Genomic DNA, 23,973 nt, shown 5'->3' on the forward strand with positions numbered 1-23,973 from the left:
CGACGATGAACTTGCGCTTCGGCGTGGCGAAGAAGCGGTAGGCGACGTCGATTGTGATGCCTTGCTCGCGCTCGGCCTCGAGGCCATCAACCAGCAGCGCGAAGTCGATGTCGTCGCCCGTCGTGCCATGCTTTCGCGAATCGCGTTCGAGCGCGGCGAGCTGGTCCTCGAAAATCTGCTTGGTGTCGGACAACAGCCGACCGATCAACGTCGACTTACCATCATCGACCGAACCGCAGGTCAGGAAGCGCAGCAGCGACTTCTTCTCCTGCGCGGCCAGATAGTCGCGGACGCTTCTCGCGGTGGAAAAGGACAAGTCAGGGATTGGCGTCCGGCGATCCTCATCCACGGCAGTCGGCCGCGATGCAATCCGAAAGGCGGGCCTGTGCTAGGCCGAACGATCCGATCTGGTTCCTGATGGACATGGTCGTCTCCAACCCTATCACTGGCTCTTCATAACCTCCTCCTCGCCGCTGTCTTCCCACGATCTGCGCTTCCGGAAGATCAGACAAGAAGACTGCTGAATCATCATACCGCATTGGGGCACCTCCATGGAATGGTCCAATCAATGGGTCAGGTTCGCCTGACACTGCGCCAGGATCATCATGATCAAAGCCCATCCGCTCGGCCAAATGTGACCCGTTACGGGTCAGTACGCCTGGCACCGCAATTGCATTGATAGAGTGTGGGCTGGGACGAGGTCCGTCGCCTCGCAAATGGGGCGGCGGGCCTTTAGCAACGAGGGGCTTTGACGGAGCGGCCCGGCACCCCTTTGTTGGGATGGGGCTAGGACACCGGGCCTAACCGACGGGCTGTTTGTGAGAAACGGCGCCGGGGCTGAGGGACTATATGCGCTCATGCTGAATACGCGCAAAGCATACGAACGAAGTACGAGAGCGACAATTCGGGGGGCAGCCGATGGCCGATAAGCCGGTGACGACCGACGTCGAACCCGCGCTGGTGCTGATTATGACCCAGCGGGAGGAGGAGTAGCGGCGGCGACAGCGCACCTTCGGTTCAATATAGCTAACGCTTGTCGTTTCGCGGCTTGCACTACGCTTTAGCGGAACCAAAAAAGAGGACACGGGCGTGCTTCGTCGGTCGGCTCCGGTCTGGCTGTTCGCGGCATATCTGCGCGTCCAGTATGCACTGCAACAGCAACCCGCTTCGAACGGGACGCTTTGCAGATGGCACGACAGGTCTCGCTGGTGATCGAGGCAGAACTTGTCAATCTGCAGACCATTCTTGACGGTCTCTCAAAATCGGCCACTCTCGCCAATGGCAATCTAAAAGCGCACGATATCTTACACGGAGCGGCGCCGATCTTGGCGATCTGATTCCATTGCCGTCATGGGGCCAAGGCTTCCAAAGGATCGCACAAAGCCACTGTGCCTGGAATGGGCTGCATACTCGTCTTATTAGTGCGGGGAAATTATGTGCAATTACAGGTTGTCATAACTTTGAATATATTAGTCACCTAAGATATAATTACCAAATTGTTAACCAGGATTAATGCGCCTTTTCCACAGCATCGTACTATGCACTCCAGGTTGGGTTACCTCCATAGGGCGCGGAAGCCATACGTCGGTGTGTTGGGACGGCGTATGTCCTACTCCTTGAATCCAATCTTCGGTCAACATCTAGTCAGCCTGACAGACGATGAGCGTATTAGTTCACGCCTTTGACATGCTTTGCTAGGGAGCCAAACCAAAGAGGAGAAAAGCAAGTCAGCGCGATGGAGAGGAGTAGGTAAAGCGATGGCACACCCCCAAATTTCCGATTTTTGGAACGATGCAACAAAACCGTTACACAATGGACATCTGCCGGACGCGAATGGTCTTGGCAGGTCCGATCTCGACGAAGGACGTCCGAGCGAAGGCTTGGTTATGATTGTCGACAAGCGAGCGCTTGAGCGTGAATGCCTTGCGCGCGGCCTTATCGAACACAATCCCACCTTGCGCGTTAGCGCGGTAGGATCGCTTGACGAAATCCAGCACATTGGCGGGGACGAGGAGCCGTCCGCGATCCTCGTAATTCTTGGCGCCAGGAAGGTCACGGACCAGAGTGTTCGGGCGGAACTTGCGCACTTAATTTCCGAGTTTGGCACCGTACCCGTAATCGTCGTGGTGGATTCCGATGAGCCAGGGGAGGTTCTCGCGGCTCTCGAATGCGGCGCCCGAGGCTATATTCCCACAAGCGTGACGGTGAAGGTCGCTGCCGAGGCCATTGGTCTTGCTCGTGCCGGAGGGATCTTTGTACCCGCCAGCTGCGTGCTGGCGCTGCGAGAGATCATCCACTCGACCGCAAACGGTGTCCGTCCGCTCTCCGGCATGTTCACCACACGCGAAGCTGCGGTTGTGGAGGCGCTCAGGACAGGCAAGGCGAACAAGATAATTGCCTACGAGCTCAACCTGTGCGAGAGCACCGTCAAAGTCCACATCCGAAATATCATGAAAAAGCTCAAGGCTACCAACCGCACCGAGGTAGCGTACAAGCTTAGACAAATGTTGCTTTGAAGGCTGCCTCGGATCGGTCTTTGCCTGGCCGGCTCTGGCAATAACAGGTGCGTTAAGGGCGGGACCAGGGGTTCGGCGTTCTGATCTAAGGTCGATGGCCTCGTCCGAGCGGTTTCGCGAAACGGGCTGGCTCGGCGTGTGTCGAGGCACGTTCTTAGCCAACCGTCGCGGACGCCGCTGTTACGAGAAATCCAACGCTGTCCCCTGCTAGCTCCGCGCCACGATACGCGGCTTCGGCGGCCTTCAGCCCACCCGTCAGTCTGCGGACCATTGGAGCCGGTCCGAGTGCGTCAAGGGGAAGGCCTAGCTGACCACGGGTGGGTCGCTTCGGTGGCCAGATGCTGAGGCCGAAATAGCTGGCGGCTGAGCGATCGACCCCGCCGCTGAACTGCACCAGTAGCGCTTGGTGAGAGTTCCGGGCAATACGGCCCAGGCAGTTGATGTCCATTGGTGGTTTGTCAGTTGGCCTCATCGCGACCACGATCACATCCCATGCGTCGTCAGTCAGGAGCATGGGGTGCGAAAAAACACTTACTCTCGCCCCACCCTCGCTTAGCGTACGCTCGAGGGACGGGGCACAGGGCGTGTCACAGACGATGGCGAGCCTCGCGGCACGGTGATCGACACCGGCATCGCGGAGCAAGATGCAGCACAACCGCGCGAATTCCGGCAGCAGGTTTATGGCTGGGTGGCTCAGATTGGGAGCCGCGACTTTGATGCCGGCCTCGTCACAGGCGTTGAAGTCCACAACGCCCGGACGAAGCTCCCATGGTTCAGCCATTAGCGAAACAACCGCATGCGAGGGTAAGAGTTCGATGAGCGATCTCGAAATCGGGGCGACCTGCAGACAGTTCGTGACGAGGTCGACATCCTGCCATTTGCGGCTGTCGATCCGGTTCGTCACTTCAACGCGTTTGGAGACCCTAGCGTGTTTGGCAAATGCCAACGTCGCATCTGCGATGGCCGCCAGGCTTGGATGTCTGGAAGATGTGCGCGTGAGCGCAACGACACGGCTGGCATTGGCGAGCGCCGCCGCTGTGGCAGTCACAGCTTGATATCCCGTCGTGGCGCCAACGACCACGGTGAGGCCGGAGAGATCGAGATCAAGCAAGCCTATTTGCTTGCGCACGATAGCAAGCATTTCGGCAGGGTCGATCTCGAGAACACCACGAGCAAACGACGTTCCGGCAAAATCATGTGGTAAAGACATCAAGCTGGGCACTAGGTTGCGCGCTCCACTATCAAATAAGCCTGCAATGTCCCTTAAGCGGATCAACCGCCCTGCCGGATCTTGTCTTGGCACGATGCACGTGCATTTCCTGCATTGTTTTTTGACGGATGCCTTTGCGGCCTCGCGCATTTAGCAAACGTGGTTCCTTTATCGCCACGAGCATGACTGCCTGGATCTGGTTGGCACTCCGATCTCTTGGCGGCTGCGCCAGGTCCAATGCAGGCTCTGGCAATACAGCCGAACCTGCCCGAACTGCTACCGCAGCAAACGGATGCTAGGTGATACGCCGTTTGATCAGAAGGCTTAAAGACACTACACCAGCGACGCGTGGATCAGGCTTAGGAGTAACGGGCGCCGGGTACGCCGCTACCTCCTTTGCTTCTCTTGCGAAGAATGACAAGCCGCTGTGAAGTTGGGCAGCAACACCAACAGCGTTTCTTGGTGAAATCCCATGACAATCAGCGCATTCGACATAAAGCGCCGCAGAGCTGGTATCCACATCGGCCAAAACCTCCGTCCGCTTGGAGGCCGGCGCAAAAGAATGGTGGACATCACTGTCGCATTGATCGCGCTTCTCCTTGCTGCTCCGGTCATGCTGGCGGTTGCCCTTTTGATATTGGTGACCGACGGCGGACCGGCGGTGTTCTCACACACCCGGATCGGATTCAACGGCAGGCGCTTCGCCTGTTACAAATTCAGGACCATGGTGGCCAACTCGGAGCGGGTTCTGGCAGACTATCTCGCGAGCAATCCCGAAGCCGCCAAGGAGTGGGAGCAGAATTGGAAATTCAAGAATGACCCGCGGATCACATTCCTGGGGCACATTCTCAGGAAGTCGAGCCTGGATGAGCTGCCTCAACTCATCAACGTGCTGCGCGGCGAGATGAGTTGCGTCGGCCCTCGTCCGGTCGTTCCCGACGAACTTCAACGTTACGGCTCCTCTGCGATCGATTATCTAAAAACCCGGCCTGGGTTAACTGGCCTTTGGCAGGTGGCTGGCAGAGACGCAATGGATTATCCCAGTCGTGTCTCTATCGACAGCCGATATGTGCGGGAATGGTCCCTATGGGCCGATGTTGTCATTCTCGTCCAGACTGTGGGCGCCGTGATGAAATTCGATCGTGCGTCTTGATTAATGCGCATCGCAAAATCTTGCCCGATGCATTGCTCTGCCTAAAAACCGCAGCGTGCTACCGCGACCGCAATGGCGAAAGGTGCGGCGCCGGTCGGCCGCGGCGAAATGGCAGCCGCAGACCATTACTGCTCACGTGACATGCCTTGGCGCCAGACTACGCCCAGGAAGAGGCCGAGCAAGTAGGCCCCCTGTAGAACAACAACGAGAAGCAGGATTGAGATGAGGTGGTGCCAGTCAAATACACTGCCGATGCCGCCTGCAACGACGCCGCCCACGACTGTCACCGCGGTCATGATGATGAGCGCGGCAGCTCGAAAACGAAATCCCAGCAAAATGCCGATAACACCGACGACGACAAGGCCCCAAAGCACGGCGATCTCCTATGGGTGGAAGACTCAGTGTGCCATCTCCAAGTCTCCCACATCTGCGAATCGGTACCAACACTCAATCCGGCTGCGCCGCCTCGCCGACGAGCGGTCGAGGGGCGGAAATCGCCGTACACTCCCCCGCGCTACACAAAAGGCGTAGAGCACCCTGTCCGAATGCCCCCTTTTCGCTCATTTCCTTGTCCACCCGCCAAGCCTACGCTGCTTGGAAATAGGTATGCGGAAATTCACCCGCCGTGCGGCAGCATGCAATGATTTATGATCCGGACGCCAAGCCTGTGTTTATCAGTGCGGCTATTCAGGACAACAAGGCTCTGGACGTTGCTCATCGACGCGAGCCTGCGTCGGCGCGCAGTCCCCGCATAATGCCTCTAGTGTGACATTCTACTTATGCTTCAGGTATCTGTCCTTTTGCTGATCCTGTCCATCTGGTTCCCTGGCGCCACGCGGATTGCCGGAACGGATGGCTCGCTTTCCTTCTTGCTGGCACTGTTCTGCGCTTTGCTAAGTGTCGGTACTTATGCGGAAACAGCAAGACGCCTCCATCGGATTGAGGCCGCCCTGACGACTGCGGTGCTGACGATATCTGCTGTCATCATCGTTCTCTCTCTACTGTCGATGCTCTACGCAGACAATCCGATGAGGACGATGCGCGCGGTTTTCTCACAAGTGTTTGGTTTCGCGATCATTCCAGCGGTCGCGGCAATCTCCATGAGACCGAAGGGTCTCGTGGCAATCGACAGGGTTGTGACGACCATAGTCATCATGACTGTCGTAACATCCTGTCTTGTCGCAATCGGGCTGGGCGATGCCAGATTCGCCGATCGGGCTGAAGGCTATTTCAAGCACTCGAACCAACTCGGGATCGCGTTGTCGGCTGGTCTGCCGCTTGTCGCGGCGAAGCTGGTCACATCCCGCCGGTACCGACTTCTCCTTATCGGCTGCCTCGCTGCGGTGCTCCTGGGTTTGGTGAAATCGGGTTCGAAGACAAACTTCGTCCTCGGCGTGGTGGGCCTTGGTCTTTTCTTTGCGCTATACAGTATATATTTAATCAGAAGAAAGCAGAATCCGTTAAAAGTAATCGTGGGAACCATTGCCGCTCCGATATTGTTCGAAGCGAGCCTGCTGACATTGCAGTTCCTAAATCCACGGGCTTACGGCCTGCTGGCCATTCAACTTTCCGGAGGCGAGGCGCATTCGGTGGTATCGCGGCAGCGACTGTGGTCCATATCGATCGATCTCGGCCTGTCGCACCCGTTCACGGGTGTGGGGGCAGGGCAATGGGTGGAAGATATCGCGCCCCACAGCCATAATCTGTTCATTGACTTCTTTAGAACACTGGGAGTGCCCGGCTTGGCGTTGGTGTCGATGCTGGTTCTCGTGGTCATGGCATATCTTTCCAGGGTCGTGTTCTGCACATTGTTCGGCAATGACAGGGGGGGCGACCATGCGGCGGAAGTGAATGTGATGGTGCTTGGAACGTCGGTTTCCCTGTGGAACTATATCATCGCAAACCAGATGAGCGACTCCTTCGGTCCATCGACAGCGCCATTCTTCTGGCTGCCGTTGGCTTTGCTCATCTTCTACCGCGGCATCCAACGATCACTGCAGACCGGCCCTGAGCGTCCGAAATTGTACGCGGTTCCAGGGTCCCAGCTATTTCAATATTGAACTGTTTTTTCAATCTTCGGAAAACCAACTTTTATCCCCTGATCCCCATGGCTTCGTACACAGTCCGTGACCTGACGGCAGGCTTGCCGCCAAGCGTCGAACCACGCCCACTTCAAACAGACATTCGATTCGTGGAATTTTTTGGTCTCCCTGGGATCGGAAAAACCACGGCCTCCACCCTGTTGGCGAACGACTTGCGACGGTGCGGCCCGCTGGCAGGCGATGTGCAATTAGCGTGGGGGACAAGAGCGTTCATCGACCGCCAAATCCACAGGATCGGTATTGTTACCCCAAGGCTCAAGGACCGTCAGTTTCGCTCGCTGCTCGCCCGAATTGCACGTTTTGTCATCGAAAGCGGGCAATCATCGGTTGTCGATGTAATCAGGGTTATCTGGAACCTTTCGGTTTTGGTTGCCTATATTCAGACCGAGAGGCAAGGAAAGAATACCATCATCATAATGGATCAGGGGCTTCTGCAGGGGTTCCTGTCCGTATTGCTCAAGAGTAAGCACCGGGAAACTTCGGAGAAGTGGTTTGACATCCTGCTCGCCATTGGCGTGCATGACATGGTTTTTGTCCATCTGCGCGGTGAGATTCGCCTAGCACGAAGTCGACTTCTGAAAAGGGGCGATAGGTCCTCGCGGATACAAAGGGCATCTCCTGACTGCGACCGTCATCTTTGGTCGGCGGCGGATTGTGCTTGCCGCCAGATTTTGGCCGACCTTGAGCGAAGAATGGAAACGGAGGATCACGTCGGCGTGCTGGCGGCGGTCGACGTGGAAAGGTTGGCATCGCCCGAAGATGTCGCCGAAAGGGTTCTTGAGGTGGTGCTTCCGGCCTGCCTCGAACGACATCGGCTGAGCGGTTCGGCACGCCAATGAGCACCACAATGAACCGCCGTTCATTCATGGGCGTCGCCGGCTTGTATCCTCTAATCGCTCTGTTGGCGGGCTCGTGCCAAGCGCAAGGCGGACAAACGCCGGCAGGCAAGGAGTTCGTTCTGGCAGGTGACTATGGCTTCGAACAGCAATCGATACGGAACCTGCAGCCGGGAGCAACAATCAACGCTCGAAATGCTTCCTTCACAGTTGCCAACAGCAGAAACCGCGATCCCAACGCGGCGATGGGCTGCGACGAGGGGCCGTTGCCGGTCAATCGCTATCCCGTCGTCATCCGCAACTGTCCAGGGGTTCGCTTTGTCGGCGGCCGCTTCGACGGCCAGGTACCGCTAACGTCTGATTGGCGGGACACCTACTGCAACAGCGCGGCTCTGCTTGTCAGGGACGGAACCACCGATGCGACAATTGAGGGGGTGCGTGCCCGTCGCTGCTGGGATGGCATTCGCCTCGCCGAGCACGCCGACGGTTTTCGGCTAAAAGGGTGCTGGCTCAGCGAAATCAGGGATGATGCGGTGGAGAACGACTATCTCCTCAGCGGCATCATTGAAGATTGCCTGTTCGACGGATGTTTCTCGGGGATCAGCCTGGACCCTGCGTCAAACGAACGGGACGGAACGGGGCAAACGGTGCGGGTCGACAAATCCCTCATTCGCATGCATGCCTTTCTGTCCAAGGGCGAAATCACACATCAGGCGCCGATCAAGGCTGTCGATCAGTCGCCCAGGTTGAGGATCACGGAATCGGTTTTCGCATTGGCCGCGGCCAACATGCGTGGATTCCATCGCCTGGAAAGAACATGGCGGCTGACGATTGAAAGCCGCGACAATGTGCTGCTGTGGCTGCCCGACGAGCCGATCCCTTCCGCATTGCCACTGCCACCGTCTGGTTTCAGATTGCTGACGGGCGCCGACGCCCGCGGCTATTGGAACAAGGTCCGTTCCCAATGGGTCGCGGCGCATCAGGACGTGGTCCGGTTCTCTGACGAAGTGCTGTGAGAAGTCGCAGCGCTCGGCAACGATTACTCCAACTGCGAAGGCATTTGGCGCTCGCCCATTGAATGCACCGCTGGCAACAACAGCTTGGACCGTCACGGCGATGAATCAGCACGACGCGATTGACAGAACTGTGGTGGCATCAGGCCCGGCCGATTGGAATTCTGCGACGTTTGTGATCCTAGGGCGGTTGGTACGTGTCAGGGGACAAAATATCCTGTTCAGCCCTTCCCAGAACGCCATTTTCGCCGTCAACGATACTGCTGCCGACATCTGGCGCTCTCTGGAAGAAGGCATGCCACCGCACGCCATTTCGGTCGAGATGGCGCGCAGTGGCGTTGATAGACTTGAGGCAGACAGGCATGTCGAGGCTGCACTCGAGGATTGGCAGCGGCTGAACCTGATACGGCCCTGCGCGCCGTTGTCTACTTCGTCAGCTCAAAAGCCTGTGAGCCAGGTGGTCGCAGTCGCGGGCCTCAACATACGCATCGTCTATCCGGCAGCCTGCGCCTTTCCCGCGATTTCCGTATTTCGCCACCTTGAGGTCAAAGGAGATACTGCCGACGTACTGCTCGAGGTGGTTGGGCAGGGAGGGAGAGTCCATCTGCTGCGGGATGGCAAGTGGATTTTGTCCTGCTCCCTCGACGAATTACCCGTCATGCTGAAGGGGCAATTGCTGACCGAGGTTCTGGATTACGGCGCCTATGAACTTGCCCTCCACGCGGCTGCGCTTCTCAGAAATGAACGCATCGTCCTTCTTTGTGGCAATCCGGGCGCGGGCAAGACGACGCTGACCTTGGCACTGGTCCATGCAGGATTTGGCTTTGTCGCCGATGATGTGACGCTGCTGGACTCTAGGGGGCATGGCGTTGGCCTTCCGTTTGCCCCGGCGGTCAAGGCGGGAGCATGGCCGTTGCTGGCCAAATACTGCCCCGGCCTTGATGCCGTTCCGATCTGTCGCCGCCCGGACCGCAAGCGTGTACGATTTGCCGTGCCCAAGGCGTTCGTGCCCTTGCCTCCCGCTCCCCTGCCCATTGGCTGTGTGGTCCTGCTCCGTCGAGGTCGTGACTCGAAAGCCAGCCTGGAGCCGATCGATCCAGCTCACGCATTGCGCGGCCTTCTCAATGGCGCGCTTGCGCCCGGCGGAGAGCTGGGTGTCACCGCGTTCGAAGCGCTGACCCAACTCATCGGATCGACGGAAACCTATTGCCTGACCTATTCGGGGCTTGATGATGCGGTGCGCCTTATCTCGGAAGCGTGTCGATGATAAGCAGGAGCAACAGGGGCAACGCACTTGAGGCGTTGGTCGCCGGACTTCGCGGCACTCCGACGGACAGGGCTGACTGGCAGGCCGTGATTGCTCTGGCAAATCGCACTCTGCTTACACCCGATTTGTTCTCGTCCCTGGCGCGCGCCGGACAAATCCACCAGCTGCCAGAGGACGTGCGCGAGTACCTTCGGTTCGTTCACGACTGCAATCGGGAACGGAATCTGCGGTTGCGTACCCAACTGGGTGAAGCCGTTGCCGCCCTCAACCGCAGCGATATCTCTCCGCTCCTGCTCAAGGGGGCCGTTCCCCTGTTCCTTTCGCCGGCCGGCCTGGTCCCCAGCAGGATGACGAGTGACCTCGATCTAGCCGTGAATCCACGCCAAGAGAAGGTCGCCAGAGACTGTCTTGAAGAGCTTGGCTACGTCGATGTGGCGGGGGGTCGAGGCATGGCCCGCCAGCAGGACGCCGGAATGCTGGAGCTCCGGTCTACCCGAGCGGACTGCTATCACTCCCCCAAGCTCATCCAGCGAGACGGCCTTCGGGTGAAAATTCCTCCCGTTCAGTCTCGCGCCATGCACTGGATGGTACACGACCTTCTCAAGGAGGGAGATTATTGGCGCGGAAGGATAGATCTCAGGCACCTCCATGACTTGGCTCGATTGGCGGAAAACGAGGACGTGGACTGGATGTCACTGCAGGGTTCCATGTCGGACCGGAGCGCCCGCAATGCGCTCGAAACCCAGCTCCTGGCCATGCACCATTTCTTTGGAACCCGAATCCCGGCAAAATGTGCAAAACGCCCGATCGTCCGTTTCCAGCACTGGAGGCGCGTCTTCACGGCGACACACCCCGTCATTGGCGCCCCTCTGCGACTGGCCGGTAATTTGACGTGGGGCATATGGCGGTTTTCACGCGCCTACGGTTTGGCGCGACGTGGACCGCCGTACCTCTTGCGGCGCATCGCTCGTACGCTCTTCGACCCTCGCACGAAAATCTAAGCCTTTTGGAGAACTAGTGTACTGGATCAGAAGGCATAAGATGAATCCGTGAATTTGAGAAAGTTTGTGGGAGGTTTGACATGTCACCGGAAGGCACAAAACGCTCGGAACGGACCCAGGAGACCCTGGTCTCGGAGGCTCAAGCGCGCCGCGACTTTCTCAAGAAGGCGGGGCGTTTTGCGGCGGTTACTCCGCCGGCTGTGACGCTCTTGCTTGGCACAAGCTTGAACTCCAGGGCGATTGCCAAATCGGGTGGATCAAAACCGGGCAATGGCTGGGGGGACAAGAACCATATTCACGTCGGCCCTCCCGGCCAGGGGTAAGCCCTTCGACCATCATGGTCGCTGAAAACAGCGTTTTGAGGACATAGGGCTCCAGCCTGTCATTTGAAAGCCCGGACCGCTCGCGGCACGCAAAAGTGCCGCGAGCGGTCCGGGCTTTTCTTTGCCGGGGCGGCCATCATCCGAACTGCAAATCAGCGCAAAATGGATCGCCGCACTGATCTTCGGAACCGCGCGACGCGGACCTTTGAGCATGCAGGAAGGCGGCCCTACGCAAGCAGCAGACTGCTCAGGAAGTTGTCGTCGTGGAACTGGGCCACTTGAACGCCGGTCAGCGTGATCTGATCCCCGCCGCCCAGCGACGCCACGACATTCGAGCCCTGGTTTGTCGCCGCTTGCAGGAACTGGCTGGTGTTGTAGATGCCAAAGGCTCTGAGATCGAGGACGTCGCCGGTGCCGGCGCCGGGCAGGAAATTCATGACGGTGTCCTGACCGTCGCCGTGGGCGAACACGAACAGATTGTGCTGGTTGCCGGCAACCAATGTGTCGTTTCCGCGTCCCCCGATCAGCGTGTCATTCCCGCCCAGACCCCATAGATAGTCCGCGCCGGTCGTGCCGTTCAGGACGTAGCCGCCGTTGACGATTGTCGGCGTGCGCCCTACAGGCGTCGGGACAAAGTAGGAATCCGTGAGCATGCTGGTTGCAGTCGTCCCGTTGAAGCTGCTCACCTTGTAGAACTCGATCAGCATGCCCGCGTCCGTGATCGTCACCAGATTGGCGCCGACATTGGGAACGGTCTTGCCAGCTCCGCCAAGGCCGGTGGTCGTGTACGGAAGAAAGACGCCGTCGCCGTTGTCGTCCCGGTTCTCCCGGTAGTAGTTGTGCTGATGGCCGGCAAAGACCGCGTTTACACCCCACTGCTCGAAGGGCCACCGCATGGTGGCAGTGGAGCCGCTCGGGTTGAATGGCGTGTGATGGAAGTAGGCGACGTCGAAACTCGCGTCGGAATTCGCGAGAAGGTCTTGCATCCAATGGCCCTGCACGGATGTGGAACTGCGGCCATCCGGCTCCTGCTTGTTGCTGCTGAGAGCGAAGAAATGCACCGGCCCGATCTGGTAGTCATAGTACCTCTCATTGTCGGGCAGCGTGAAGTAATTCAGGTAGTTGGTAACGTTGCCTTCTTCGTATTCGTGATTACCTAGCGTGGGGAAGAAGCGGTTGATGGCGCTGCCGCTGCCGTATGAGCCCTGATAGTTGCCTATGTAGTCATGATACTGCTGGCCGACGGCGGCATCCAAGGTCTGCGGAGCATACACGTTGTCGCCGATTGTGAGGATGAAATCGGGGTTCCAGGCATGGACCATCGCCGACACCGCCTTCTCGCCGGAGAGATCGGTGTCGCCGTAGTCACCAAAGACCGCGTACCGGTACAAGACCTGCGGCGGCGTCGTCGGGACGACGCTGACCGTATAGTCCTGCGCGGCGGTGCTCCCGTCGGACGAGGTTGCGGTGACGTGGAGGTTGATCGACTGCTCGGTCTGGGCATTGAGCGTTCCCGTGCCAGAGCGCGTGATGACGCCGGTGCTGGAATTGATGGCGAAGCGCGGGTCGTTGAGGCTGTAGGTGACCGTATCGGTGACGTCCGGATCCTTGGCCGAGGCTGTGATGTGGACCAAAGTGCCCGCGGGGGCAAGGTCGGGGATCTGGTTGGCCGCAGGGTCGGCATCCTGTGGATGCTTGAAGGCGACCGGGCCGGTCGTCGGCACATAGTACTCGACGTGCAGGAGCGGTGCGCCGGTGGCGCTGCCATCGAAGGAATTGGCCCTGCGCGCGCCGCTGCTGCCGCTGACGACGAATGCCATGTCATTGAGTTGCAAATAGCCTGGCTGGTTGATGATCTCCTGCACGATTGCCGAGAGGTTCGGGGTGCGTTCGGCAAGGGCGGCTTCATTGTTCACGGTCCAGTCGGGTGGCGTCCACGTCACCGAAGTAGTCGTCATCAGGCGCGAGGTGACATCGCTTTGCTCACTCTCGAAGGGGACGGCTTCGTCGCTTTCGCCCCGGATCAGGAGCGAGACGGCGCCGGTGCTCGTATTCTGGGCCTGGAACTGGATGTAGGCACTGGTGATGACGGCGTCGTAGGGAATGTCGACGCCGGTGAAGCGCATTCCGACCGTCTGGACTTTGGTGCCGTCAACCACCATGTCGAGATCGGTGCTGGTGAGGTCCATCCCGCCGCTGGGACCTTGCTCGACGTCGTCGGTGCTGGTTGCGATCCTTTTCTCGAAAATCGGCGCTGTGGTCACGCTGACGGCATAGTCTTGGCCCGCGGCGCTCCCATCGGACGAGGTCGCGGTGACGTGGAGGTTGACCGACGGCTCGGTTGCCGCATTGAGCGTGCCGGTGCCTGAGCGCGTGACAACGCCTGTGCTGGAATTGATGGCGAAGCGCGAGTCGTTGACGCTGTAGGTGACCGTCGAGCCGGCATCGGGATCCCTGGCCGAGGCCGTGATGCCGATGGCCGTGCCGGCGGCGGCGGTCTGAGCAATCTGGTTGGCGGCAGTGTTGGCATCCGGCGGGTTGTTGAAGGCGACCGGCTCCGGGCTGTTGAGGACGGCGAGGGTGAAGGCCTGGTTGGCGGTGCTGCCGTCGGTGGAGGTTGCCGTCACCGTCAGGTTGATCGATGTCTGGGTCTCGAAGTCGAGCGAGCCGGTGGCCGAGCGGGTGATGACGCCGCTGCTGGCGTTGATGGCGAAGCGCGTGTCATTGATGCTGTAGGCGACGGTCGAGCCGGCGTCGGGATCGGTGGCCGAGGCTGTGATGCCGACGGCCGTGCCAGCCGCCGCAAGCTCGGCGATCTGGTTGGCGGTGGTGTTGGCGTCGGGCGGCGTGTTGAAAGCCACCGGACTGCCGGCCGGACCGGGCAGGGTATACTCGATGTGCAGCAGCGGTGCGCTGGCCGGATTGTATTCGTAGGAATCGGCCGTGCGCGTGCCAGTGCCGCTGACCAAAAATGCCATGTCGTTGAGCGCGGCCCAGCCCGAGCGGTTGACGATCTCCTGCACGATCGCCGAGAGGTCAGGCGTGCGCTCGGCAGCGCCATGCTCGCCCACAATGGTCCACGGGTCCGGCGTCCAGGCCGTGGATGCGGCCGTCCTGGGAAGCGAGGACACGTTGAAGTTGGCGGTGGTGAAAGGACTGGCGTCGTCGACCTTATCGCCCTGGATGAGCAGCGAAGTCGCGCCGGTCTTCACCTCGTTGGCCTGGAACTGGATGTAGGCGTTGGTGACGATGGCGCCCTGCGGGATGTTGATGCCGGTGAAGCGCATGCCGACCGTCTGGCGGGTGGAGCCGTCATAGCCCAGCTCCAGGTCGGTGACGTTGGTCGAGATCGCCCCGGAGCCCTTCTCCTCGACATCGTCGCCGGCGGTCGCCACCCTTGTCTCGATGACTACAGGCGTGGTGTTGCCCGTCCCGGAGACAGCAACGCTGAAGGCATGGGTATCGGTGCTGCCGTCGGATGAGGCTGCGGTCACGTTGAAGTTGACTGAAGGCTCCGACGTCGCATTGAGCGTGCCGGTGCCCGAGCGTGTGATGACGCCGGTGCTGGCGTTGATGGCAAAGCGCGGGTCGTCGATGCTGTAGGTGATCGTCGATCCGGCATCGGGATCCGTCGCCAATGCTGTAATGCCGATCGCCGTGCCGGCGGCGGCGTTCTGGGCAACCTGGTTGGCGGCGGTGTTGGCATCCGGCGGGTTGTTGAACGCGACCGGCTCCGGGCTGTTGAGGACGGCGAGGGTGAAGGCCTGGTTGGCGGTGCTGCCGTCGGACGAGGTTGCCGTCACCGTCAGATTGATCGACGACTGGGTCTCGAAGTCGAGCGTGCCGGTGGCCGAGCGCGTGATGACGCCGCTGCTGGCGTCGATGGCGAAGCGCGTGTCATTGATGCTGTAGGTGACGGTCGAGCCCGCGTCGGGATCGGTGGCCGATGCTGTGATCCCGGTGGCTGCCCCCGCCGCGGCGAGTTCGGCGATCTGGTTGGTGGTGGGATCAGCGTCGGGCGGTGCGTTGAAGGCAACCGGCAACTGGCTGGCCGTGACGCCGACTGTAAAGGCATGGGTATCGATGCTGCCATCGGACGAGGTCGCCGTGACGGTGAGGGCGACCGACGGCTCGGACTGGGCGTTGAGCGTGCCGGTGCCCGAGCGTGTGATGACGCCGGTGCTGGCGTTGATGGCAAAGCGCGGGTCGTCGATGCTGTAGGTGATCGTCGAGCCGGCATCGGGATCCCTGGCCGAGGCGGTGATCCCGACCGCCGTGCCGGCGGCGGCGGTCTGGGCGATCTGGTTGGCGGCGGCGTTAGCGTCGGCCAGGGTGTTGAAAGTGACCGGCTCCGGGCTATTGAGTACGGCGAGGGTGAAGGCCTGGTTGGCGGTGCTGCCGTCGGACGAGGTTGCCGTCACCGTCAAATTGATCGATGTCTGGGTCTCGAAGTCGAGCGTGCCGGTGGCCGAGCGCGTGATGACGCCGCTGCTGGCATTGATGGCGAAGCGCGAGTCATTGATGCTGTAGGTGACGGTCGAGCCGGCATCGGGATCCGTTGCCGATGCTGTGATCCCGGTGGTTGCCCCCGCCGCGGCGAGTTCGGCGATCTGGTTGGTGGTGGGATCGGCGTCGGGCGGTGCGTTGAAGGCTACCGGATTGCCGGATCCTGGCAGCAGATATTCGATATGCAGCAGCGGTGCGCTGGCCGGATTGTATTCGTAGGAATCGGCCGTGCGCGTGCCAGTGCCGCTGACCAAAAATGCCATGTCGTTGAGCGCGGCCCAGCCCGAGCGGTTGACGATCTCCTGCACGATCGCCGAGAGGTCAGGCGTGCGCTCGGCAGCGCCATGCTCGCCCACAATGGTCCACGGGTCCGGCGTCCAGGCCGTGGAGGCTGTCGTCCTCGGAAGCGCGGACACGTTGAAGCTGGCGGCCGTAAAGGGGCTGGCGTCGTCAACATTATCGCCTTGAATGAGCAGCGACGCCGCGCCGGTCTTCACCTCATTGGCCTGGAACTGGATATAGGCGCTGGTGATGATCGCGCCCTTCGGGAGGTCGATGCTGGTGAAGCGGAGGCCGACCGTCTGGCGGGTGCTGCCGTCATAGCCCAGTTCCAGATCGCTGATGTTGCTCGAGATCGTACCGGAGCCCTTCTCCTCGACATCGTCGCCGGCGGTCGCCACCCTTGTCTCGAAGATCGGGTCGATCGCACTGGAGCTGGCGGTGAGGAAGCTGCTGCTGGTGGTGATGACATTAGCGCCGGTCGAGACCGTGCCGGCGTCAGCGGTGGGGGTAGGGGCGGTGAAGGTGACGCCGCTGCCGGCATAGCCCGTTCCCGCAAACTGCCTGAGGCCGGTGTCTTTCGTCGCCACGCTGTCGAGAAAGGTGCTATCCGGATGGATGCCAAGCCCGGCTGCCGCGTCCGCCAGCCCGATCAGCTCGCCACCGGTTGCCGTGATCGGGACGGCGCTATGACTGTCACTTTGTTTGCCGGTTTCGACGGCGAGGCTGACGCCATCGGATGCCCCGGAAGCCTGCGGCTCGCCGTCATCGCCATGCAGGTGCTCTGCAATCTTCGGAGCGCTGGTTGCGAATGCCGTGACCGAGCCGTGATCGAGCGGTTGAAGGCTTTTGAGGAGAGGCGTCGAACCGAGCTCCGTCGCGAGCAGTCCGATTGCATTGCCGCTGTCTGGAAGCCGATGTGGTTTGGACATCGCAGAACTCCTTTGCCGCCGTTTTCCGCACTTGGGCCTCGCTAGGCCCTGATATCGACGCCACGGCCAGATCCGATCCGCGGCGATCGAGGACTCCGGCTGTCAGAGGCGTGTGTGGAGGCGATGTGCTTGCTGGGCATCCGGGCAGGCTGCAGTGAAATGGATCACGACAGGACCTTGAAGCAACGCGTCCTGCCGGATCAGGCGAGCAGCCAACCATTCAATTGGAATTCATAGATCTTGCCGTCATTTTCGGTTGGATATGGGTCATTATCCAGGCCCCGATCCACGATGTACAGGCTCATATGGTGGCTCGGATCGTCGCTGCTCGGCGCCAGCGCTATTCCCGATGGTTTGTGCGCGTGGGCTGCGGAGATATCGAGCGTGCCCAATAACTGCCCGGTACGCGTCACCATTGCTACCGACTTTGTCGACGTAATGATATAAAGGAGGTCGTTGACTTGGTCATACGCAATACTTTCGTCGCCAGGGTTCCCCAGCGCTTGCGCAGAAAAACTCGTCACGATGTCGTCGCCGCCCGTACTCGCGACGCCGTCGAATTTGCCGTTGGGACCCGGTGAGACGGCGTAAATCGTCTGGGTTGAGCCATCCGCGACATACAAGACTTTATGGTTCGGGTCATAGGCGACGCTCTCCGGATCCGAACTGCCGAACGCGGATGTCTTGAAAGAGGTCACCTTATCGTCGGACGTGTTGTAAAGCCCGTCTATCCCGGGGTTGAGCTCGTACACGCTCTTCGGGGCAGTGTCGTCCGCGAAGAAGAGATGGTGGTTAGCAGGATTATAAGCCACCCCGGCCGGCTCATCGGAGAACTTGACGGTCGTGAGCGTGCCCGCAAGGGTGCCGTTCAAATTCATCTGGTAGAGATTCTTGCCAGTAAAAAGCGCAGGTATCTCCTCGACTTCGCTGTCGGCAACCAGCAACGTGCCGAGGTGAGAGATATAGACGATATCAGTCGGGTCGGGACTCGGCGGCGACCACTGCGAAGTCAGGATTGTGTGTGACAAGGTCACCGACGTCGGCAGCTGGTGGGCCGTGACGTTGACGTTGAAGGCATGGGTATCGATGCTGCCATCGGACGAGGTCGCCGTGACGGTGAGGGCGACCGACGGCTCGGACTGGGCGTTGAGCGTGCCGGTGCCCGAGCGTGTGATGACGCCGGTGCTGGCGTTGATGGCAAAGCGCGAGTCGTCGATGCTGTAGGTGATCGTCGATCCGGCATCGGGATCCCTGGCCGAGGCGGTGATCCCGACCGCCGTGCCGGCGGCGGCGCTCTGGGCGATCTGGTTGGCGGCGGCGTTAGCGTCGGCCGGGGTGTTGAAAGCGACCGGCTCAGGGCTGTTGAGCACGGCGAGGGTGAAGGCCTGGTTGGCGGTGCTGCCGTCGGACGAGGTTGCCGTCACTGTCAGATTGATCGACGACTGGGTCTCGAAGTCGAGCGTGCCGGTGGCCGAGCGCGTGATGACGCCGCTGCTGGAATTGATGGCGAAGCGCGTGTCATTGATGCTGTAGGTGACCGTCGAGCCGGCATCGGGATCCGTCGCCGAGGCGGTGATTCCGGTGGATGCGCCTGCCGCGGCAAGCTCGGCGATCTTGTTGGCGGCAGTGTTGGCATCCGGCGGGGTGTTGAAGGCTACTGGATTGCCGGATCCTGGCAGCAGATATTCGATGTGCAGCAGCGGCGCGGTGGCCGGATTGTATTCGTAGGAATCGGCCGTGCGCGTGCCAGTGCCGCTGACCAAAAATGCCATGTCGTTGAGTGCGGCCCAGCCCGAGCGGTTGACGATCTCCTGCACGATCGCCGAAAGGTCAGGCGTGCGCTCGGCCAGGCCATGCTCGCCCACAATGGTCCACGGGTCCGGCGTCCAGGCCGTGGAGGCTGTCGTCCTCGGAAGCGCGGACACGTTGAAGTTGACGGCCGTAAAAGGGCTGGCGTCGTCAACATTATCGCCTTGAATGAGCAGCGACGCCGCGCCGGTCTTCACCTCATTGGCCTGGAACTGGATATAGGCGCTGGTGATGATCGCGCCCTTCGGGAGGTCGATGCTGGTGAAGCGGAGGCCGACCGTCTGGCGGGTGCTGCCGTCATAGCCCAGTTCCAGATCGTCGACATTGCCCGATATCGTACCGGAGCCCTTCTCCTCGACATCGTCGCCGGCGGTCGCCACCCTTGTCTCGAAGATCGGGTCGATCGCACTGGAGCTGGCGGCGAGAAGGCTGCTGGTTGTGACCGCTGCGCGTGTCGAGACCGTGCCGATGTCAGCAACTGCCTCAGGGGTGGTGGCGATGTAGGTGACATGGCTGTCGGCATGGCCCATTTCCGCATCGTGCCACAAGTCGAGAAAGCTGCTGTCGGGATGAATGCCAAGTCCGGCTGCCGTCTCGGTGAGGCCGGTCAGTTTCAATCCGCCATCGCCCCCCAAAGTCGGCGTGACCCCATCTGCGGTGCTAAGATCCAGCTTGTTCGCGGCTGGATCCAAGCTGGTAGTGTGACTACCATTGCCGGTTTCGGCAGCCAGCCCGTCGCCGATATCGGAGAGCACCCGAGCCGTTTCGTTGCCGATCGCTCTTCCGCTCGGCTGGGTCCAATTGTCGTCGGTCAGCCAGTCGCCATTGATGCCGGAGTCAGTGCCGGATTCCGTTATCAAGAGCTTCGCGTCATTCCAGGGAAGCCCAGCGAGTTTTACCACGTCGAATCTCCTCTGCACATTTCTCGATTAAATCGGAATCTCGACGTGCCCGACCCGGGGGCTGTTGCGACCCCAGATCGAGCATGGCGATGGGTAACGTTGGACATGAAAGCCGTCGCCCGAAATCCATGGCCGTGCGGTCAAGCGTTGAATTCTACGGGATCAGTCAGTTACCTTCCTCATCCTTGGCCAGGCGGGCGCAACGGCCGCGAGCAAGCGCAGCAGTGATAGCCCGTCCCGCCCAAGGAACAGCGACGGCAGGATCCAGCACAGCAGCAAGCCCCCGGCAGATGCCAGCAATGCCGTATCGATAAGCAGGGGAAGGGGAGATAGACGGAACTCGCGTAGCCATTCCACGAGCCCCCATACGCCGGTTCCGACCACGCCCGCGAGTGCCAGACCGGGTACGTGGGCCATAAGGAAGTCTCCCCAGGTCATGCCGGTCACGCGAAGGCTCAACTGTGCCATCAGGAAGAAGTTGATCCCGAAAGCCGCGCCGACGCCGAACGCCACGCCTTCTATGCCCCAGAGTTGCCCTATGAGGGAGCCGGCGAAGACGCCGATGGTGAAAACCGCCTGGCGCCAGGCGCGCGCGTAGACAGTCCCTGTTGCGCGCGAGACGGAATCGCTCAGCTTGTAGCTCGTGCGGAACAGCATGCTGAACGCCAGGATCTGGAGCGGGGCGACGACCGCTACCCATCCCCGCCCGAGAATGACGGCAACCAACTCCGGCGCGACGATGGCCACGACCACACTGGCCGGCAGGACAAGCAGGGCGCACCCCGCGACTGCGCTGCGATAGGCACGAGCAAGCCGCGCGGGCTGCTCCTGGACCAGCGCCATGGTTGGGAACAGCACCCGATCAAGAACCTGACCGACGATGACCGCGGGCGTCGTCATCAACTGTGACGACAGGCCGTACAGGCCAAGCGCATCAGCGCCGAGCCAGCGGCCCACGACAAGCCTGTCCGCCTGGGTGGCGAGGTAATTGAAGACCCGGGCGATGGTAAAACCGCTTCCGAAATAGAGCAGTTCGACGATGGCGCGCCGCTCCAGCAAAGGCCGCATCGGATGCGGCTGGCCGGCGAGCAGCACGACCATGCGGATGAATTGCTGGATCAGGAGCGCGCCGACAAGCGCCCAGATGCCCAAGCCGAGCCATGCCAGAATCGGACCGGCAACGACGTAACCCAAGGCAAAGGCGCTGGCGTCGACCAACGCCAGCCAGCGGAACCGCAGCGCGCGCTGGGCCGCGGCCAATGCCACCATGGAAGCGCCTTGGAAAAGGAACACGAAGCAGATGGCACGAACGACCGGAGCCAGATCGGCGAGGCGAAGCAGCCCGGCAATTGCCGGTGCCATCGCCCAGACCAACGCGGACACAGCGAGGCCGAGGAGGCATGACAAAGTGAAGCCGACCCGAAGATGTCGCTCGTCCAGCACCGGTCGCTGGACGATCGCGGGGGTAATGCCAAGTCCCTGGAAGATCGCCGAAAACTTGATGACGATCAGCGCTGCGGAGTAGAGGCCGAACTCATTGGGCGAGAGCAGCCGAGCCAGGATGAGAAGGGCGACAAGCTCCGCAACCGCAAGGGCACCCATGGACAGGGACGTCCAGAACATGCCCACGACACTTTGTTTTGCTAGCCCGCGCTGGTTGTTGCTCACGCCTCTCTCCAATCGCCTCGGCCGACCCAAACAGGCGGCCACTGCGTCCTTGCCGGATCCGCCGAGTGACACGATTACGTTGGATGATGCGCAGCCACGCGCCCGCGCCTGCACGAAGTTATGATCGCATGGGTCATGAAGGGTCCTCCGCCGCGGTGCCGTCCGCCCGCGCCCAGCGCGCCTTACCTATCGAAGAAGCGAGGGGATTTCGTAGCGATAGAACTCCATCTCGTCCCGGACCTCCGGTATGATCGCCGTTAGATCCTTCCTTTCGAGACGGAGCCACTTCTGCTGGCGGCCTGGATCGATCATCTCCTTGGCCGTTCGGACGATATCGTCGGTGCAGTTCAGCCCGCAATGTTCAAAGATGCGGCGCAAAACCAACTCGGGATCCTGTATCAAATCCTCGTAGCGAAAAGACAGCACGCGGCCGTCGCCCAGCTTGGCGAGATCTTCTCGGGCCTTTCGATTGCCGCGCGCCCACTGGCGCGCGATCACCGTCAATTTCTCATTCTCCTTCAAATCTCGCTCTATCCCGTTGTAACGCGGCCCATAGATCGATGTGTATTTTCTTCCCAATACCCTTTTCGCGATCACCTGTTTTATAATATCTTTTGCATAATAGTGAATTTGCGTTACCGGAGTGATCTTCAAAAGGCGTATTAAACCTTTGAGAGACTTTGCTCTCTGCCACTTAAGCTCCATCGAGCTTATGTACGAAAATGGATTTCTCGTAATATAGAGAAATATAGCCTCCGGAAAAATCTCGTGGACAAACGGCACGCGCAAGACATTGGCAGGGGTATTTTCCATGATCTGTCGGCCGCCGTGCCGCGACTGATATTCGAGGAACCTGCCGCGAATGTAACGTGCGACCCTTTCGGTTGCATCGGTTTCGCCAAATTCGTCATGACGCCGCGCCGGATCGGCATATAGCCACAATGTTTTTGGCTCGTACCAGGTAACGATGTCGGGATGCAGCCCGATCAATTTTTGTGCAATTGTGGTCCCCGACCGATAGTTGCCGATCAGAAAAATCGGAGGTTTCAGCTCTGTTGCTGCCATGACAAGTCTCCGTCGCTAAAAGGTTAGCCGGGGTCGCGCCGATCCGCGCGACAAGCGTCGCCGCGCGGCTATTGGTCTCTGAACGCACGCATCATCTGGTCCGTCAAAGGCTTCATCAGGTAGGAGAGCATCTTGCGGTCACCAGTCCGTATGAACGCTTCCACCGGCATGCCGGGAATGAGCGAGGCAGGGCCAAGTTTCGTCAAATCCTTCGGGTCCGGGGTGATGCGGACTACGTAGTAGACTTCATTGGTGTGCTGATCGCGCGTTACGTCGGCCGCAATCATGGACACCACGCCTTCCGTTTCGGGCGTAGTGCGGACGTTGAAGGCGGTGAAGCGAAGAAGTGCGCGTTGGCCGACCAAGATCTGATCGATGTCCTGCGGAGCGGCCTTCACCTCGACCGTGAGAGTGTCGGTGTCGGGAACGATCAGCATTATCGGCTCGCCCGCACTGATCACGCCGCCCACGGTATGGATTGAAGATTGATGGACCGTGCCGCTGGAGGGAGCGCGAATATCGATGCGTGACAGCTGGTCCTCGGCGGTGACTTTTCGTTCCTCGAATTCGGCGATCTTGGCGTCGACATCGCGCAGTTCGCTGCCAGTCTCGCTGGAGAACTCCTTGTCCAGCTGAAGGATCTGGAGCTCAACTTCGGCGATGGCGCCTTGTGCCTGCGCCATGCTTGACACAAGCTGAGACCTTTCACCCTCGATGCGTGTTGCCTCGCGTTCATATTCCGTCAGCTTCGACTTGAGTGTGAGCTTCTTGTCGACAAGGCTGCGGATATCGACGAGTTCATCGTTGATCAACTCGATCTCCTTGCTCTTTGCCGATTCCTGAGCCGAGTAACCTTCGATCTGCTTTCCGAACTGCTCGATGCGTTCGCGCAAGCGCGCCTTGTTGCCAAAAACCTCGGTTCGACGAAGTTCGAAAAGTCGTTGTTCGCTAGCCACGGTGCTGGCAATCTCCGGGTTGTTCATTCGCGTGGCAAGCATCGGAGCAAGTGTCATCCGCCCGCTGCCGTCACGCTCCGCCTCGAGCCGGGACTTTCGCGCGTAGAGCTCATCCAGATTCTTTGTCACGTAAGCCAGGCTGGCACGCGGGATAGTGTCGCTAAGCTGGACCAAGATATCCCCGGCCCGGACACGGTCGCCATCGCGCACGAGAATCTTGCCGACCACGCCACCCGTCGGGTGTTGCACCTTCTTTTCGCTGTTCTCGACGACCACCCAGCCATGCGAAATGATGGCTCCCGAAATGTCCGCTGTCCCGGCCCAGACTCCCATTCCGCCGAGGAGCAGTGCGACGACAGTCATCCCACCGAGCAGATTGCGGCGAATGGATCGCCGGTTTGAAAGCGATCGGTTCAAGACAGGAGCCATGATTGC

General features: G+C 60.2%; 16 protein-coding genes and 1 pseudogene. 9 read left to right on the plus strand and 8 right to left on the minus strand.

Going from position 1 to position 23,973, the window contains the following annotated elements:
- On the minus strand, positions 1-316 hold a 316-nt coding region (locus EN851_RS16820), incomplete at its 3' end, for a GTP-binding protein (RefSeq protein WP_245520756.1).
- An 871-nt stretch (positions 317-1,187) separates the two neighbouring features.
- Between EN851_RS16820 and EN851_RS36355 the strand changes: the two genes are divergently transcribed.
- Both EN851_RS36355 and EN851_RS16830 read left to right on the plus strand, forming a co-directional pair.
- A complete protein-coding gene (locus EN851_RS36355) occupies positions 1,188-1,337 on the plus strand; it encodes a hypothetical protein (RefSeq protein ID WP_189343812.1) in 150 nt (49 codons plus the stop codon).
- A 420-nt stretch (positions 1,338-1,757) separates the two neighbouring features.
- Entirely contained in the window at positions 1,758-2,516 is a 759-nt protein-coding gene (locus EN851_RS16830; RefSeq protein ID WP_127873506.1) for a response regulator transcription factor, read from the plus strand.
- 154 nt (positions 2,517-2,670) lie between these two features.
- Here EN851_RS16830 and EN851_RS16835 read toward each other — a convergent pair whose 3' ends face one another.
- On the minus strand, positions 2,671-3,876 hold the full coding sequence (locus EN851_RS16835; RefSeq protein WP_135929619.1) for a hypothetical protein: 1,206 nt from the start codon (positions 3,874-3,876) through the stop codon (positions 2,671-2,673).
- 322 nt (positions 3,877-4,198) lie between these two features.
- Here EN851_RS16835 and EN851_RS16840 point away from each other — a divergent pair, with 322 nt between their 5' ends.
- On the plus strand, positions 4,199-4,879 hold the full coding sequence (locus tag EN851_RS16840; RefSeq protein WP_245520757.1) for a sugar transferase: 681 nt from the start codon (positions 4,199-4,201) through the stop codon (positions 4,877-4,879).
- Positions 4,880-5,004: 125 nt separating this feature from the next.
- On the opposite strand, the gene EN851_RS16845 is transcribed toward EN851_RS16840, so the two are convergent.
- Complete coding sequence (locus tag EN851_RS16845) at positions 5,005-5,253, minus strand: hypothetical protein (RefSeq protein WP_127276356.1); 249 nt, start codon at positions 5,251-5,253, stop codon at positions 5,005-5,007.
- A 426-nt stretch (positions 5,254-5,679) separates the two neighbouring features.
- Between EN851_RS16845 and EN851_RS16850 the strand changes: the two genes are divergently transcribed.
- The 6 genes and pseudogenes from EN851_RS16850 to EN851_RS37190 form a co-directional block, all read left to right on the plus strand.
- Positions 5,680-6,939 carry an O-antigen ligase family protein gene (locus tag EN851_RS16850; protein WP_189521869.1) on the plus strand — a complete coding sequence of 420 codons (1,260 nt, stop codon included), beginning with the start codon at positions 5,680-5,682 and terminating at the stop codon, positions 6,937-6,939.
- A gap of 47 nt (positions 6,940-6,986) precedes the next feature.
- Positions 6,987-7,820: a hypothetical protein gene (locus EN851_RS16855; RefSeq protein WP_189521870.1), complete on the plus strand. Its 834-nt coding sequence runs from the start codon at positions 6,987-6,989 to the stop codon at positions 7,818-7,820.
- Between the two features lie 8 nt (positions 7,821-7,828).
- A complete protein-coding gene (locus EN851_RS16860; protein ID WP_135929621.1) occupies positions 7,829-8,833 on the plus strand; it encodes a hypothetical protein in 1,005 nt (334 codons plus the stop codon).
- A gap of 58 nt (positions 8,834-8,891) precedes the next feature.
- The gene (locus EN851_RS16865) at positions 8,892-10,097 is read left to right on the plus strand and encodes a PqqD family protein (RefSeq protein WP_245520758.1); all 1,206 of its coding nucleotides are present in this window, start codon (positions 8,892-8,894) and stop codon (positions 10,095-10,097) included.
- Positions 10,094-11,098, plus strand: a complete 1,005-nt coding sequence (locus EN851_RS16870; protein WP_135929622.1) for a nucleotidyltransferase family protein — start codon at positions 10,094-10,096, stop codon at positions 11,096-11,098. Before EN851_RS16865 ends, EN851_RS16870 begins: the two co-directional genes overlap by 4 nt.
- Before the next feature lie 80 nt (positions 11,099-11,178).
- Positions 11,179-11,382, plus strand: a pseudogene (locus EN851_RS37190) (hypothetical protein); the annotation flags it as partial.
- A gap of 266 nt (positions 11,383-11,648) precedes the next feature.
- On the opposite strand, the gene EN851_RS37195 reads toward EN851_RS37190, so the two are convergent.
- From EN851_RS37195 to EN851_RS16905, 5 genes are all read right to left on the minus strand, one after another.
- Positions 11,649-17,138: a metallophosphoesterase gene (locus EN851_RS37195; protein ID WP_245520759.1), complete on the minus strand. Its 5,490-nt coding sequence runs from the start codon at positions 17,136-17,138 to the stop codon at positions 11,649-11,651.
- 200 nt (positions 17,139-17,338) lie between these two features.
- Positions 17,339-19,849, minus strand: a complete 2,511-nt coding sequence (locus EN851_RS16890) for an RTX toxin (RefSeq protein ID WP_245520760.1) — start codon at positions 19,847-19,849, stop codon at positions 17,339-17,341.
- A gap of 162 nt (positions 19,850-20,011) precedes the next feature.
- Positions 20,012-21,517 carry a lipopolysaccharide biosynthesis protein gene (locus EN851_RS16895; RefSeq protein WP_245511849.1) on the minus strand — a complete coding sequence of 502 codons (1,506 nt, stop codon included), beginning with the start codon at positions 21,515-21,517 and terminating at the stop codon, positions 20,012-20,014.
- 186 nt (positions 21,518-21,703) lie between these two features.
- A complete protein-coding gene (locus EN851_RS16900; RefSeq protein ID WP_135929623.1) occupies positions 21,704-22,582 on the minus strand; it encodes a sulfotransferase in 879 nt (292 codons plus the stop codon).
- A gap of 68 nt (positions 22,583-22,650) precedes the next feature.
- On the minus strand, positions 22,651-23,955 hold the full coding sequence (locus tag EN851_RS16905) for an HlyD family type I secretion periplasmic adaptor subunit (protein ID WP_348630725.1): 1,305 nt from the start codon (positions 23,953-23,955) through the stop codon (positions 22,651-22,653).
- Between the last annotated feature and the right edge of the window lie 18 nt (positions 23,956-23,973).

It is taken from the genome of Mesorhizobium sp. M8A.F.Ca.ET.208.01.1.1, from assembly GCF_004791315.1.
In the GTDB taxonomy this organism is placed as follows: Bacteria; Pseudomonadota; Alphaproteobacteria; order Rhizobiales; family Rhizobiaceae; genus Mesorhizobium.